The sequence below is a fragment of the Acidisoma sp. L85 genome (assembly GCF_009765865.1).
Classification (GTDB): Bacteria; Pseudomonadota; Alphaproteobacteria; order Acetobacterales; family Acetobacteraceae; genus Acidisoma.
Genome location: NZ_LMUQ01000084.1, coordinates 194,779 through 209,446, shown reverse-complemented (window position 1 = coordinate 209,446; position 14,668 = coordinate 194,779). Strand labels below are relative to the sequence as shown.

The window sequence follows — 14,668 nt, the reverse complement described above, 5'->3', positions numbered from 1 at the left end:
CGCGCCTGACTTCGGGCAATAGGCGTCGATATGCGTATCGGACTAGATATTGCAGCCGACTCGGATAAAAGGCTCTGTGCCCGAATCATTCTTGTCACCGGCGATACTGATTGTATCCCAGCCATGAAGCATCGCCGCAAGTCCGGCATTCAGATCGTGCTAATCGTCTTTCCCGACAATCGACCGGCACCCGAGCTTCTTGAGCAGACCGATTACAAACGCAAAATTCTCTGGCCGTTACAGAACTGAGGGCCGCTCGCTCCTCCTCCTCATCCTTGCTGCCACCTTGGTCCGTCTCGCCATGGGCTGGGCGCTCGGGCTTGGCATCGACGAAACCTATATGGTCGCGGCCAGCCGGCATCTGGCGCTGTCCTATTACGATCACCCGCCGATCTCGTGGTGGCTCACCCACGCCGCGATGGCGCTGACCGGCAGCCAGGCCCCCCTCGTCGTCCGGCTGCCCTTCATCCTCCTCTTCGCCGTCTCCACCTTCCTGATGGCGCGGCTGACGACTCTTCTCTTCGACGATCAGCGCGCCGGGTTTTGGGCCGCCCTCCTCCTCAACCTCTCGCCCGTCTATACGGTCACCGCAGGCGGCTGGGTGCTGCCGGACGGGCCGCTCGACTGCGCGCTCCTCGGCTTTGCCATCTGCGCCGTCAAAGCCATCCGGCTCGACGATAAACCTTCGCCATCCTGGCCATGGTGGCTCGCCACTGGCGCCTGCGCCGGCCTCGTCATGCTGTCCAAATACAACGGCGCGCTCGTGCTGATCGGCTTGCCGGCCTTCCTCGCCACCACGCCGACTGCCCGCCGCTGGCTGGCCCGGCCCCAGCCCTGGGTCGCCGGCGCGCTCGCAGTCCTGCTTTTCACGCCGGTCGTCATCTGGAATGCGCGCCACGGCTGGGCTTCGATCGCCTTCCAGGGCAATCGCGCGGATGGCCTGCGCTTCCAGCCCTTTGCGCCTTTGGCCGTCTGGGGTGGTGAGGCGCTTTTTGTCCTCCCCTGGATCTGGCTGCCGCTCATTCTCCTCTGGCTGAGAGCCCTGCGCCGAGGCCCCACGGAACCGAAAGGATGGTTCCTCGCGCTGATGGCGGCGGTGCCGATCCTGCTTTTCGCGGTGGTCTCGATCTGGTCATCCGGCCACATCCTGTACCACTGGTCGGCACCAGGCACGCTGATGCTATTTCCGTTGCTCGGCGCGGAGGTCAGCCGCAGGATTGCCCTCGGCGCGCCGCGTCTCCGCCGCGTTGTCACCGGCACTGCCGCGTTCATCCTGCTCGGCGTGTTTTTGGCGGGCACTGAGATGCGCTTCAATTGGGTGGCTGCCCTGCTCGGCCCGCAGGTATTGGCCAAGGCGCGCGACATCGAGGGTGGCGTCGACTGGACAGGCCTGCGCCCGGCCCTGGCATCGCGCGGTCTGCTCTCCCGACCAGGTCTGGCTATCGGCGTCACTCGTTGGAATGACGCGGGGAAGGTCGACTACGCCCTCGGCGGCAAGGTACCCGTGATCGTTCTTGCAGACGACACCCGCGAAAACGGCATCACGACCCCTGCGGCGGCCTTCGAGGGACATCCTATATTGGTCCTCGTTCCGCGTGTTGCGCCCGAGGAAATCGTCGCTAGACTTCGGCCTTACTTCACGCGGCTCTCCGTTCTGCCACCCGTTGAGGTGACTTTCGCGGGCTATCCGCTGATGCAGGTATCGGTTGTGCTCGGCGAGAATTTCCACGGGTGGTCGGCAGTCAGCCACCATTAATCGCCCATACGTTGCAAACTCTCGCAGAGATGAGTCATATCCTGCGATGGATAGTCGGAGTTGAGCCTTGGACACGCACCAGACGAAGCAGGGCGAGCACCTGACGCGCCCCTCGCGGGAAGAAGCCGAGGAAGCGGTGCGGACATTACTGCGTTGGGCGGGCGAAGATCCAGTCCGGGAAGGGTTGCTGGACACTCCGGCGCGCGTCACCCGAGCCTATGAAGAATACTTCAAAGGTTACGCTATCGACCCGATAGCGCTATTGCAGCGAACCTTCGAGGAAACCGACGGCTACGATGAAATCGTCTTGCTCCGCGACATTCGTTTCGAGAGTTGCTGCGAGCACCACATGGCACCGATCATCGGACGTGCCCATGTCGCTTACCTGCCGCATCACCGCGTGGTGGGCATCAGCAAGCTCGCGCGAGTGGTCGATGCCTATGCCAGACGCCTGCAAATACAGGAGAAGATGACGGCGCAGATCGCCAATACGATTGCCGAGGTATTGCAGCCGCTCGGCGTCGCGGTGGTGATTGAGGCGACGCATCAATGCATGACGACTCGCGGCGTGCACAAGCCTGGCACGAGCCTGATCACGAGCCGCATGCTGGGCGCGTTTCGCACCAATCCGGCGACGAGGGCGGAATTCCTCGCCATGGTGCAGCGGCCCGGCCTGAACTCCAGCAACGCGTAAGGAACGTCACCGCGAAGACGCTGGGGCGCGGCTGAGCCGATCGAAGATCGCCGGATCAGCCTGGCCCGCGGCGAGATCGATCGCGGAATATCCCTCGACATCGCGGCGCTGCGGATCAGCGCCCGCCTCGAGCAGAAGCTCAACCATGGCTTGCCGCCCGAACATGACCGCGAACATGAGGGGGGTCCGCCCCATATCATTGGGCGCGTCCACCTCGGCACCGGCAGCGATCAACTGCCGCGCGATCCTCTGCTCGTCCTTGAAGGCGACCCCGCCAAGGGCTGTGCTGCCTTTCGCATCCCGTGCATCCACGCCCGCCCCGGCCTGCAGCAACAGCGCCACGGCCTCCGCCTGCCCGTTGTAGGAGGCGATAATCACCGGCGGAAAACCACGCGCATCCAGCCGGTTGGGATCTACCCCCTGCCGCAGGAACTCGGCCAACAGCTCAACCCGCCCCTCGCGCATGGCGCCGTAGTAGAGCAGCTCGATTTGCTCCTGGGTAAGACTGCTGCCCGTCGGCCCAGCGCCGCTATCCGTCAAGGCGTCGCCCCTACGAGCAGGCGCACATTGCTCTCGCCCATCTCAAGAACCTCAACCCGATCGCCTTGCGTGATGGTCCCGGCGTTTTCGGGGATGAGGTTCTGCCCGAACATCGCGCCGCCCTGGGTACGGCGGATGCGGCCGAGGGTGCGCAGCGGCTCGGTCTTGTGCGGGCGCTCGCCCGTCATCTGGTCGATGGTCACCACCACGCATCGCGCGCAAGGCGACGCCACGCGGAAGACCACGTCACCAATCCGGATCCGTCGCCACTCATCCTCGGCCCAGGCCGCCGGGCCATCGACGACGATGCCGGGACGGAACCGGTTCATCGGGACGGGTGTCCGCAAGAGGCTGTTGAGCGCGGCTAGAGAGCCCGTATTGGTGAGAAGAACCGGGAACCCATCGGTAAAGGCGGTCCTATCCTCCGGCCGAGCGAAAGCCTGGTCGGCGGGACGGGCATTCACATCGTCGAGATAGACCAGACCGCATTCAGCCCCCAGCGCATCGCTCAGCCAGGACGCTGCCAACGGTCCGGCATCGAGGGCCGGGACGTGGTCCTTCCAGACCCGAACGACCCGCCGCTCGGCATCGGCCTCCGGTGGCGCGAGATGGATCGAGCGCACGCCCTTCCGCGTCAGGGCCAGTCGCTCGCCGTAAATCTCAGCCACAATCGTCGCCATCACCGGGTATTCGCGTTGGGTCAGCAAGGCGCCATCGGGCCGTACCACCATCCAGCGGCGGTCATGCACAAAGCCCCAGCGGGCGACTTCCACCTCCGCCCTCTCCAGGCCGCGAAGGGCCTTGACCGGGTAGATATGCGCGGATGCGACGTGGTGCTCGGTTTCGGACAAGCTCCTTCTCCTTATTCTCCGCCTGAGATCAGCGCGGCGCGGCGGTGTCGGGTGCCCAATAGAGCAGACGCTTGAGCAGCCGGTCCACGATCACCCACAGGATGATTGCGACAACCGATAACACGAACAGGGCGGCGAACATGACGTTGGTCTGGATCCGCGCATTGGCGTTCATCATCACATACCCAAGGCCCGCGGAAGCTCCGACCCATTCGCCGATGATCGCGCCGATCGGCGCCACCGCCGCGGCGACCCGCAAGCCGGCGCCGAAAGCGGGAAGCGCCGCCATCAGCCGGACATGCCGCAAGATCGCCCAGGGCGAGGCGTCCATCGTCCGAGCGAGCTCCAGCCAGCCGATATCGGTGCGCCGCAACCCGTCATAGAAAGCAGCGGTGATCGGGAAGAAGATCACCAACACCGCCATCACGACCTTGGAGCTCATGCCGAAGCCGAACCAGAGAACGAGCAACGGCGCCAAGGCAAAGACCGGAATTGCCTGGCTGATCAACAATAACGGCATCAACCATCGCTGAAGCCGTTGCGAAAACACCAGGAGCAGCGCGAGGCCCGCCCCCAGCACGGTGCCCAGGAGAAGGCCGAGCACGATCTCGCTGAGCGTCGTGAGCGTGCTCCAGAACAGGATCGTCCGTTGGCTAACCAGGGCCTGGGCGACGCCCCAGGGATCCGGCAGCATGAAGGATGGCACGGCGAAAAGCCGCGTCGCGCACCACCAGACCAGGAGCAACCCGAATAGCGTGACGATCGGGCGCAGTGCCGCCCCCGCATGTCTCATTCGTCGTCGCCCGCCGTCAGCAGGCGCATGAGTTCGCCCTGCGTCCGCAACAACCCCGGATCATCCGGCGGCCTCGGTGCCTCGCCCGGCACCGCGATCGGCACTCCGAGGCGCGCGGGATGCCCCGACAAAACGATTAGGTGGTGGCTTATCCGGCAGGCCTCCAGCGGGTCATGGGTGATGAGGAGCGCGGTGCGACCCCGCAGCAATTCGGCCGCCAATTCCTGCACGCGGGCGCGGGTGATGGTATCCAGCGCGGAGAAGGGCTCGTCCATCAGCACGATCGGCCGGTCCTCATAGAGCGTCCGCGCCAAGGCCGCGCGCTGGCGCATGCCGCCGGATAGCTCGGCCGGCAGCGCTGCCGCGCGCCCGGCCAGCCCGACACGATCAAGCAAATCCATCGCCCGCGCCGGGTCCGGGCGTTGCCGCCGTAGCCGGCTGCCCAGCATCACATTGCCGATCACGTCGAGCCAGGGAAACAGCAGGTCCTGCTGGCCCATATAGGCGATCCGGCCCGCGAGCGGCCGCCCGTCGCTCGCTTGAACGCTGCCGGATTTCGGCATCAGAAGACCTGCGGCAATCTTCAGGAGGCTGGTCTTGCCCACGCCGCTGGGACCCAGCAAGGCGACGAATTGTCCCCCGGGCACCACCAGGGACAAATCCTCGAATAATGGCTGGGCGCCGTACCAGAGTGTCAGACGCTGCAGCATCAAGCCGGGGACTGTCACAAGATTCCCCCGGGATCCGACGGGTGCTTCAGGGCGCCAATTCCGGCACTCGCTCGAAGAGCGCCCGCGTGAGTTCATCGCGCCGATCGAGCAGGCTGCGGTACCAGCGCACGCGGTCGCGCACCTGATAGGCATCCATGCGTGATTCGGCGACCCAGACTCGCGCCGTTTCCGCCAAACCACGCGCATAAGCGGGCGCCATGACCAGCCGCGTCAGCCGCTCGTGCAGCTCCTCCGGGGATCGGAACAGCAGGCCGGTCTCGCCATCCCGGATCGAACCTTCATAGACGGTCGGACTTGCCAAGGCCGCCACGCGGGCCGCTCCCGCCTCGATGAATTTCAGATCCGATTTCGCGCGATTGAAGGGTGTGTCGCGCAGCGGCATGAAGCTGATTTCAGCCTGGCCGAGGAGCGTCAGATAGGTCTGATAATCGCTGGTCGGCGCAAAGCTTTTATGCAGAGTCTGCAAGGCATCGAAGAACTCGCGATCGTGCAGTACACTGAATCGCAGCCGATCGCCCATCGTCTCGGCCACCGCGTTCAGCACCGGCATGAACTGCTCCCAATCCAGCCGGCGATTGATCGCGCCGAAGAACAGCGTGACGTGATCCTCCGACTGAAAATTGGAGAGCGGCCAAAGCTGCGAAACACCATTCGGGAAAACGGCGATCTCCGGATTTTGCGAACTCAGCGTCGCCGCCAGCTCGGCCGTCGTCGTCTGCACCGCATGAGCCGCACGGAAGTTGAGCAAACGCTCGTCGAGCAATTCGGGCAGAAAATCCGGCCGGTCGTCGAATTCCGTCACGATCAGGTAGCCGCGCTGAAGCAGGTAGCGGAACACCGCGAGGCCCGGCTCACCAACCAGCAATGGCCGGTGCAATACACAGATGGCGGGAAGCTGATCGGTCGCGGGAGGAAACTCGCCCACCTCGCCGACCTGAACAGCAACCGAGGGATCCGTGTGCAAGGCCCGCATCGGATTGAGGACGCGGATGTCACTGACGCCGCCATAAGGCTTGAGCATGGTCCCGCGCACGGCGAAGGTGCGGGCCGGCGTGCGCCGGGCGCGCCAGACATATTGCATCGGTGCCGCGCGGGAGATGTAGCTCTCGCGATCGACACCACAAGCCGCCAGCGCGGGCGCCATCACATCGGCGAAACGCTCCGCCGCCTCGCGATCGAAGATGCGTGGCCGCACGTCGCAAAGCGCAAGTCCGGTCTCGGTCAAGGCACGCTGCATGGATTCGAAGGTGAACCAGCGCAGATGGGTGCGATCCAGCAACCCCTGCTCCTCATAGGCAAAGCTGCCGTCGATTAGCCTCCGCGTAACGCTCCAATGCGAGACGTTCGGCACGCAGATCAGCACGACGCCACGCGGGCTGAGCAGCGCCACATGTTCGCGCAGCACCCGCCAGGGGTCGCGCAGATGCTCCAGCACGTCGCCATAGATGATGCAGTCATAGCCGTCCGGCGCGGCGAAGGGCGGCGGCCCCGCCTCAACGTCGAGCAACGCGACCTCGGTCAGACGGGTCGCCGCGAGCGCCAAGGCCGACGCGTCGGTGTCGATGCCGAAGACGCGGGCGCGCGGATTGCGGAGGCGATAGACGCCGCCGAGTAAGCCGGTATGGCAGCCGACATCCAGAACGGTATCGGCATCCAAAGGGATGCGGTCGAGGAGATCGGGGTTGAGGTTGTCCGGGTAACGAGACACCGCGGTCTCAGCGGCCTCTTGAGTCAGTCCCAAGTCGCAACGTCCTTCCCTCGCACAGGCGCCCCTATAGGCGATCTCCCGCCGCAGCGGTATCGCGACGTCATTCCTCCTCCCCTGCGTGCTCCCGCGCATGCCCAGCTCGCATGGGAGGAACAGCCTGCGGCTGCTAGGCAGTCTGACGCAGCCGCGCGCAAGAACCCCCGATCAATAGACCGAAGAGATTTCCGATGGATGTAACGCCCACCGCTTCCCACGTCTCCTCGCGAACGACCACGGTCACCGCCATCGCCGGGGATGGGATCGGGCCGGAGGTGATGCAAGCGGTCCAGCGCATTCTCGCCGCCGCTAGCGCCAAAATCGCCTGGGAAGATGCCGAGGCCGGCGCCGCCGTCTTCCGCCGCGGCATCGCCTCGGGCTGCCCGCAGGAGACCTTGGATTCCATCGCCCGCACCGGCCTCGCCCTGAAGGGACCGCTGGAAACGCCGGTCGGCTTCGGCGAGAAATCCGCCAACGTCACCCTCCGCAAGTTTTTTGAGCTCTACGGCAATATCCGCCCGGTGCGGGAACTGCCCGGCATCCGCACCCCCTTCTCGGGCCGTGGCATCGACCTCGTGATCGTGCGGGAGAACGTCGAGGACCTCTATACCGGCATCGAGCATATGCAGAGCGCCGGCGCCGCCCAATGCCTCAAGCTTATCACCGAGCCGGGCTGCGAGCGCATCATCCGCCTCGCCTTCGCGCTGACCCAGGCCGAGGGGCGCAAGAAGCTCGCCTGCGCGACCAAGGCCAATATCATGAAGATGACCGAGGGCATGATGAAGCGGGTCTTCGAGCGCGTGGCGCCCGAATATCCCGATATCGCCGCCTCCCACATCATCATCGACAACTGCGCCCACCAGCTTGTCATCGCGCCCGAGCAGTTCGACGTGATCGTGACCACCAACATGAACGGCGACATCATCAGCGACCTCGCCGCCGGCCTGGTGGGCGGCCTGGGCGTCGCCCCCTCCTCCAATATCGGCGACAATGCCGCGATGTTCGAGGCGGTGCATGGCTCGGCGCCGCAGATCGCGGGGAAGGATCTCGCCAATCCAACCGCGCTCCTGCTCTCCGCCGTCATGCTCCTCCGGCACATCGGCGATTTCGCGGCCGCGGAGAAGGTCGAGCAGGCAGTTCTGGTGACGCTGGAAGAAGGCCGCAATCTTACGGGAGATATCGCGGCGAAGGGCCAGGGCGTCGGCACCACCGCCTTCACCGATCAGATCATCGCCAATCTCGGCCGCGACAGCAGCGAGGCTTCGCGCCAGTATCAGCCGCTCAAAATGCCGGTCTGGCCGGATGTCGTCTGGCACCACCCCTCAGCCCATCGCGAGATGATGGGCCTCGACGTCTTCATCGAGACCGAGCAGCGGCCGGATGCTCTGGCGCAATCCCTTCAGGCAGCCGCCGAGGGCACCGAATTCAGCCTGACGATGATCGAGAACCGCGGTGCCCAGGTATGGCCGGCGCGCACCGGCAAGCCCTTCCTGGTCGACATCTTCCGCTGCCGCTTCATGCTGGACGTGCCCTCGGAGGGCAAACCCTCCGACATCGCGTCCCTGATGGGCCGGATCAGCGCTCACCACCACTGGATGCATGTCGAAAAGCTGCAACGCTTCGACGGCGCGGACGGGTACACGAGGGCACAGGGTGAAAACTGAGGCGCGAGCCAAAGTCCGTCATGGCACGCGAAGGCGTGCCATCCACGCCTTACCTTCGTCACGCAAGCGAAGGCGTGGATCCTCGGCCTTCGCCGAGGATGACGTGGTAGAATGAGCAGGGTTCAGACCAGAGACGTCACGCCCTAATGCCCGGAGGACGCCGCCTCGAAATCCGGTGCCGCAATACCCGAACCCTCGAGCTGCTCCACCAGATCCGACTTCAGCCGCTCCAGCCCCGCATCGTCCTTGGCCTCGGCGCGCGCCACCAGAACCGATTGCGTGTTGGAAGCCCGCAACAGCCACCAGCCGTCAGCCGTCTTCACCCGCACGCCATCCGTGTCCGATAATGCCGCGCCCTTCTGCCGTAGCCGCGCCGCGACCTCCTCGATCACCACGAATTTGCGCTCGTCATCGCAATCAAACCGCAACTCGGGCGTATTCACTACCCGCGGCAGCGCATCATGGATCGCCGCGAGGCTGTCCTTCGACCGCGCGACAATGCCGAGCAACCGAACGCCGGCATAAAGCGCGTCATCGAAGCCGTACCATTTGTCGGCGAAGAAGACATGCCCCGACATCTCTGCCGCCAGCGGCGAGCCCGTCTCAGCCATCTTCGCCTTGATCAGGCTATGCCCCGTCTTCCACATCAGCGCCTTGCCACCCGCCTTCTCGATCTCGTCGAACAGCACCTGGCTCGCCTTGACGTCCGAGATGATGATCGAGCCAGGCTTCTCGCGCAGCACATCGCGCGCCAGGATCACAAGCAACTGGTCGCCAAACAGCACATTGCCATTGCCGTCCACCGCGCCGATCCTGTCCGCATCGCCATCGAAGGCGATGCCCAGATCAGCCTTGCTGCCGCGCACCGCCGCGATCAGCGCTTCGAGGTTCTTCGGCACCGTGGGATCGGGGTGATGGTTCGGAAAATGCCCGTCGATCTCGGCGAAGAGGATTTTGTGCTCGCCCGGCAGGTGCTTGATGAGTTCCTGCAGAACCACGCCCGCGGCGCCATTACCGTTGTCCCAGACGACCTTGAGTTTCCGCTCGCCGCCATCCCAGTCCTTCGCCACACGCGCCACGTAATCGGCCTGCAGATCGACCGTCTCGGCCTTCCCGGCGCCCTCCGCCACCACATCGCCGGCCGCGGCGAGGCGACCGAGTTCGAGGATGTCCTTGCCGAAGAAGGGCTTCTTGCCGATCATCATCTTGAAGCCGTTATATTCCGGCGGGTTGTGGCTGCCGGTCACCATCACCGCCCCATCCGTCCCGCGCGTGAAAGCGGCGAAATAGAGCAGCGGCGTCGGGCCGAGGCCCACGCGCATCACATTGATGCCGGAAGCCTTGAGACCGTCGACCAGCGCCGCCTCAAGCTCTGGCGAGTGGGTGCGTCCGTCATAGCCGACCGCCACGATCGAGCCGCCCTTGCGGGCAATGAGGCTGCCGAAAGTTCGTCCGATCGCGAAGCCATCCGCCGGCTTCAGGGTTTTGCCGACGACACCACGGATGTCGTATTCGCGAAGAGATGTCGGATCGAAGCGGTGCGAGAATCCGGCGGCCATGACGAGTTCCCCTTGATTTTTTTATGACGTGTAGTTCTTGAGGAAGGCGCGCACGTCATCGGCCAGATCTGGGCGGGAAAGCGCGAATGCAAGCTGCGCTTCCAGAAAGCCCACCTTGTCACCGCAATCGAAGCGCCGCCCTTCCAGTCTCAGCCCATGGAACGGCGAGCCGCCGATCATCTTAGCCATCGCATCGGTCAACTGCACCTCGTTGCCAGCGCCACGCTCCATCTTGGAGAGATGCCCAATGACCTCAGGCAACAGCACGTAGCGGCCGATGATCGACAGGTTCGACGGCGCGTCTTCCGGCTTCGGCTTCTCCACGAGGCCCTTGACCTCGACCAGCCTGCCGTCATCGCTACCGATATCGAGAATGCCGTATTTGTTGGTCTGGTCGGGCGGCACCTCGATCACCGCCACCACGCTTCCCTCGGTCTCGCGATAGGCGCGGGCGAGCTGCTCGGTGCAGGAGGTTTCCGCAAGCACGAGATCATCGGGCAGCAGGATCACGAAGGGGTCGTCGCCGATAAAGGTCCGGGCGCACCAGATCGCATGGCCGAGGCCCAGCGGTTCCTGCTGCCGCACTGTGGTGATCGCGCCGGGCGATAGCCGCATTGCCTCAAGTCCCGCGAGAGCCTCGGTCTTGTTGCGCGCCTTGAGCGTCGCCTCCAATTCGTAAGAGACATCGAAATGGTCGATCAGGGCGGTCTTGCCGCGCCCCGTCACCATACAGAACAGATCGATCCCGGCGGCGCGCGCCTCATCTACCGCATATTGGATGAGCGGACGATCGACGACCGTCAGCATTTCCTTCGGCATCGCTTTAGTTGCAGGCAGAAAGCGCGTGCCGAGCCCCGCGACAGGGAGCACCGCTTTCCGCAACGGCTTAATGGGCATGGCGAACCTCAAGGTCTACGGGGATCAAATGAGAACATGTCCGCCACGCCTAAGGCGGCAACATGATGAGTGGCATGCGCTGGGCGCCCCGGCAAGACCGGGCATCATGCAAAAGTAGTAGAGGTGGAGTGGAGCCCATTACCAGTCACCGCCTCTCACTTTCGTGAATTGGCGTCCGCGGCCGCCACCGCGCTGATGTTGAGGATGGCCCGCGCCGTCGCCGTCGGCACCAGAATGTGGATGGGCTTAGCCGGCCCCAGCAGCATCGGCCCGACCTGCAACCCGTTCCCCGCCGCCTTGATCAGGTTGAAGGTGATATTCGCGGCGTCCAGCGTCGGGAAGATCAGCAGGTTCGCGGTGCCCGTCAAACTGCTGTCCGGCACCGCCCGTTCGCGAGTCGCTTCGGCGAGCGCGGCATCCGCCTGCATTTCGCCATCAACTTCCAGATCGGGCACGCGCGCCCGGATCAGCGGCAGCGCCCGCCGCATCTTCCGCGCGGTATCCGTGTTGCTCGACCCGAAGGAGGAGTGGGACAGCAGCGCCACCTTGGGCGTGAGGCCGAAGGCCGCAACCGCCTCCGCCGCCAGTTCCGTCATCTCCGCGATCTGCTCCATCGTCGGATCGACGTTCATATGCGTGTCGCAGAAGAACAACGGCCCCTCCTGCAGGATAACCGCGCTCAACGCATAGATCCGCTTGCAGCCGGGGCGCAGCGGAATGATCGGCAGCGCGTATTGCAAATGCCGCCACCAATCGCCGTAGCCGCCGCACAGCGCCGCATCGGCGAGCCCCTCCGAAACCATGAGCGACGCCGCGATGGTGCTGTGGCTGCGCAGCCTGATCGCGGCGGCATCGGGCTGCACGCCACGCCGGCCGGCAAGGATCTGATATTTCCGCAGCAGCGGGTCGAAGACCTCGTGATCCAGCACGGGGTCGAGCACCCGGACAGGCCCATCGAGATCCAGCCGCAACCCCATCTCTCGGACCTTCAGCTCGATCCGCTCGCGCGAACCGATCAGGATCGGGCTGCCGATGCCGTCATCAACAACGGACTGTACCGCCCGCAGCACCCGCTCATCCTCGCCGGCGCCATAGACGATGCGGCAGAGCGACTTCTGCGCCGCCTGGAAGACCGGGCGCATAAGCTGGCCCGAGCGATAACTGAACCGCTCCAGCTCTCTCTTATACTGAACGAAATCCTCGATCGGCGCGGTCGCTACCCCGCTCGCCTTGGCGGCACGGGCGACGGCCGGTGCGATCTCCAGGATCAATCGCGGATCGAAGGGCTTCGGGATGATGTATTCCGGCCCGAACAGCGGCGCCGAACCGCCATAGGCCGCGACCACTGCCTCGCTCGCCTCCATTCTCGCGAGCCCCGCCAGCGCCTCCACCGCCGCCTGCTTCATCTCCTCATTGATCGTCGTCGCTCCCGAATCGAGGGCACCGCGGAAGATGAAGGGGAAACACAGGACGTTGTTGACCTGGTTCGGGTAGTCGCTGCGGCCGGTGGCGATGATCGCGTCGGGCCGGTCCTCCCGCACATATTCCGGTAAAATCTCGGGCTCGGGATTGGCCAGCGCCATGATCACTGGCCGGGGCGCCAGCTTGCTCAGCCATTCGCGCTTCAACACGCGCGGTGCGGAAAGACCGAGGAAGATATCGGCGCCGTCCAGCACCTCTTCCAGCGTCCGCGCCTCGGTATCCTTGGCGTAGCGCGCGAGGTTAGGCCCCATGCCATTGCGCCCGCGATGCACCACGCCGTCGACATCGGTAAGGAAGACGTTCTCGACCTTCAATCCCATGACAACCAGAAGATCGACGCAAGCCAGCGCGGCGGCGCCGGCGCCGGAACTCACCAGCTTGACCTCCTCCAGCGTCTTGCCCTGGAGCTTGAGGCCATTCGTCACCGCAGCCGCGACGGTGATCGCCGTGCCATGCTGGTCGTCATGGAAAACCGGAATGTTCATCCGGGCGCGCAGCTCGGCCTCGATCCTGAAGCACTCCGGCGCCTTGATGTCTTCGAGGTTGATCGCGCCGAAGGTCGGCTCCAGCGCCGCCACTACGTCGATGAAGCGATCGGGGTCCGCCGCATCGACCTCGATGTCGAAAACATCGATGCCGGCGAACTTCTTGAACAGAACCGCCTTGCCCTCCATCACCGGCTTGGACGCAAGCGCGCCGATATTGCCGAGGCCGAGCACGGCGGTGCCGTTGGAGATGACGGCGACCAGATTGCCCCGCGCCGTATAGAGCTTCGCGGCGGTAGGATCCGCGACGATCGCCTGGCAGGCGGCGGCGACTCCCGGGGAATAGGCGAGTGCCAGATCGCGCTGCGTCGCCATGCGCTTGGTCGGCTCGATCGCGAGCTTCCCGGGGCGCGGATAGCGATGATAATCGAGCGCGGCCTTGCGGAGATTGTCGTCCATTTGCGTTTCCCCCGGAGGCTTGCCGCTCTTGTCGCTCGGCACCTCGCACGCCCTATAAGATCAAGCGAGGCCAGCGGGCGCAATGCACCCCGGCACGCCGCGCCGAGGCTTCATCAAGGGAACACGGATAAAGATGGTGCGGTCGAGAAGACTCGAACTTCCACAGGGTTTCCCCCACAAGCACCTCAAGCTTGCGCGTCTACCATTCCGCCACGACCGCATCGTGGGCGCCGGGGTATAGCGAATGATCGATCAGGCTTCAATCGCCCTTCCGCCCGCGCCATCGCCCCTATTCCGCGTGGCTGCGCCGCCCCCGGCGCTGCGCTGGGAAATCGCTGACGGCTACGTCCCCTATCCTGAGGCCGTCGCGCGGATGGAAGAGCGCGCCCGCGCTATTCGGGCCGGCGAAGCCGAGGAGCTCGCCTGGTTCGTGGAGCATCCGCCGCTCTACACAGGCGGCAGTTCGGCGCGCCCCGAGGATTTGGCGGATGCGAGCCGCTTCCCGACTTTCGCCTCCCGCCGCGGTGGCAAATGGACCTATCACGGCCCTGGCCAGCGGGTCGCCTACCTCATGCTCGACCTCGACCGGCCTCATGGCAGCGTTCCGCCGCGTGACCTCCACGCTTACGTCCATGCGTTGGAGGAATGGCTCATCCTCACCCTCGACCGCTTCAACATCCGTGGCGAGCGGCGGCAGGGCCGCGTCGGCATCTGGGTCGCCGACCGCGCGGCGGGCACCGAAGCCAAGATCGCCGCCATCGGCGTGCGCGTCACCCGCTGGGTCACGCTGCATGGGATCTCGATTAATCTCGACCCACAGCTGGACCACTTCTCGGGCATTGTTCCCTGCGGCATCCGCGAGTATGGGGTAACAAGCCTGCATGCCCTGGGCATACCCGTGGGCATGGCTGAACTCGACGCCGCGCTGGCGGGGAGTTGGCCGCGTGTTTTCGGCGCGGCCTTGGCTGCGGGCTAAAACGGGTTTCTAGGGGGCGTCGGGAGGATCGTGCGAT

The 14,668-nt window shown here is 64.9% G+C and carries 13 protein-coding genes and 1 tRNA gene; 5 read left to right on the top strand and 9 right to left on the bottom strand.

Annotated features, from left to right (window positions below):
- Nucleotides 1–30: 30 nt before the first annotated feature.
- From GSQ83_RS28805 to folE, 3 genes are all read left to right on the top strand, one after another.
- Entirely contained in the window at nt 31–249 is a 219-nt protein-coding gene (locus GSQ83_RS28805) for an NYN domain-containing protein (RefSeq protein WP_158806481.1), read from the top strand.
- Between the two features lie 37 nt (nt 250–286).
- The gene (locus GSQ83_RS28800; RefSeq protein ID WP_158806479.1) at nt 287–1,756 is read left to right on the top strand and encodes a glycosyltransferase family 39 protein; all 1,470 of its coding nucleotides are present in this window, start codon (nt 287–289) and stop codon (nt 1,754–1,756) included.
- A gap of 67 nt (nt 1,757–1,823) precedes the next feature.
- On the top strand, nt 1,824–2,450 hold the full coding sequence (folE, locus tag GSQ83_RS28795) for a GTP cyclohydrolase I FolE (RefSeq protein ID WP_158806471.1): 627 nt from the start codon (nt 1,824–1,826) through the stop codon (nt 2,448–2,450).
- Between the two features lie 6 nt (nt 2,451–2,456).
- Here the strand turns inward: folE and GSQ83_RS28790 are convergent, their stop codons facing one another.
- From GSQ83_RS28790 to GSQ83_RS28770, 5 genes are read right to left on the bottom strand one after another with little or no spacing between them, the layout of a single operon-like run.
- Nucleotides 2,457–2,990, bottom strand: coding sequence for an ankyrin repeat domain-containing protein (locus tag GSQ83_RS28790; protein WP_254065970.1), 534 nt, complete (start codon nt 2,988–2,990; stop codon nt 2,457–2,459).
- Nucleotides 2,987–3,841: an MOSC domain-containing protein gene (locus tag GSQ83_RS28785; protein ID WP_158806469.1), complete on the bottom strand. Its 855-nt coding sequence runs from the start codon at nt 3,839–3,841 to the stop codon at nt 2,987–2,989. The genes GSQ83_RS28790 and GSQ83_RS28785 overlap by 4 nt, the downstream gene beginning before the upstream one ends.
- Before the next feature lie 28 nt (nt 3,842–3,869).
- Nucleotides 3,870–4,634: an ABC transporter permease gene (locus GSQ83_RS28780; RefSeq protein ID WP_158806468.1), complete on the bottom strand. Its 765-nt coding sequence runs from the start codon at nt 4,632–4,634 to the stop codon at nt 3,870–3,872.
- A complete protein-coding gene (locus GSQ83_RS28775; protein ID WP_254065987.1) occupies nt 4,631–5,344 on the bottom strand; it encodes an ABC transporter ATP-binding protein in 714 nt (237 codons plus the stop codon). Before GSQ83_RS28775 ends, GSQ83_RS28780 begins: the two co-directional genes overlap by 4 nt.
- A 46-nt stretch (nt 5,345–5,390) precedes the next feature.
- The gene (locus GSQ83_RS28770) at nt 5,391–7,106 is read right to left on the bottom strand and encodes a methyltransferase domain-containing protein (protein ID WP_254065969.1); all 1,716 of its coding nucleotides are present in this window, start codon (nt 7,104–7,106) and stop codon (nt 5,391–5,393) included.
- A 194-nt stretch (nt 7,107–7,300) separates the two neighbouring features.
- Here GSQ83_RS28770 and GSQ83_RS28765 point away from each other — a divergent pair, with 194 nt between their 5' ends.
- Nucleotides 7,301–8,773 carry an NADP-dependent isocitrate dehydrogenase gene (locus GSQ83_RS28765; protein ID WP_158806462.1) on the top strand — a complete coding sequence of 491 codons (1,473 nt, stop codon included), beginning with the start codon at nt 7,301–7,303 and terminating at the stop codon, nt 8,771–8,773.
- Nucleotides 8,774–8,916: 143 nt separating this feature from the next.
- Here the strand turns inward: GSQ83_RS28765 and pgmG are convergent, their stop codons facing one another.
- The 4 genes from pgmG to GSQ83_RS28745 all read right to left on the bottom strand — a co-directional run bounded on the left by pgmG (nt 8,917) and on the right by GSQ83_RS28745 (nt 13,875).
- Nucleotides 8,917–10,332: a phosphoglucomutase/phosphomannomutase PgmG gene (gene pgmG / locus GSQ83_RS28760; RefSeq protein ID WP_158806460.1), complete on the bottom strand. Its 1,416-nt coding sequence runs from the start codon at nt 10,330–10,332 to the stop codon at nt 8,917–8,919.
- A gap of 21 nt (nt 10,333–10,353) precedes the next feature.
- Nucleotides 10,354–11,229 carry a UTP--glucose-1-phosphate uridylyltransferase GalU gene (gene galU, locus GSQ83_RS28755; RefSeq protein ID WP_158806458.1) on the bottom strand — a complete coding sequence of 292 codons (876 nt, stop codon included), beginning with the start codon at nt 11,227–11,229 and terminating at the stop codon, nt 10,354–10,356.
- A gap of 155 nt (nt 11,230–11,384) precedes the next feature.
- Nucleotides 11,385–13,655 carry an NADP-dependent malic enzyme gene (locus GSQ83_RS28750; protein WP_158806456.1) on the bottom strand — a complete coding sequence of 757 codons (2,271 nt, stop codon included), beginning with the start codon at nt 13,653–13,655 and terminating at the stop codon, nt 11,385–11,387.
- A 134-nt stretch (nt 13,656–13,789) separates the two neighbouring features.
- A tRNA-Leu gene (locus GSQ83_RS28745) sits at nt 13,790–13,875 on the bottom strand.
- Between the two features lie 24 nt (nt 13,876–13,899).
- On the opposite strand from GSQ83_RS28745, the gene lipB reads away from it, so the two are divergent.
- Nucleotides 13,900–14,631, top strand: coding sequence for a lipoyl(octanoyl) transferase LipB (gene lipB, locus GSQ83_RS28740; RefSeq protein ID WP_158806454.1), 732 nt, complete (start codon nt 13,900–13,902; stop codon nt 14,629–14,631).
- Nucleotides 14,632–14,668 lie beyond the last annotated feature (37 nt).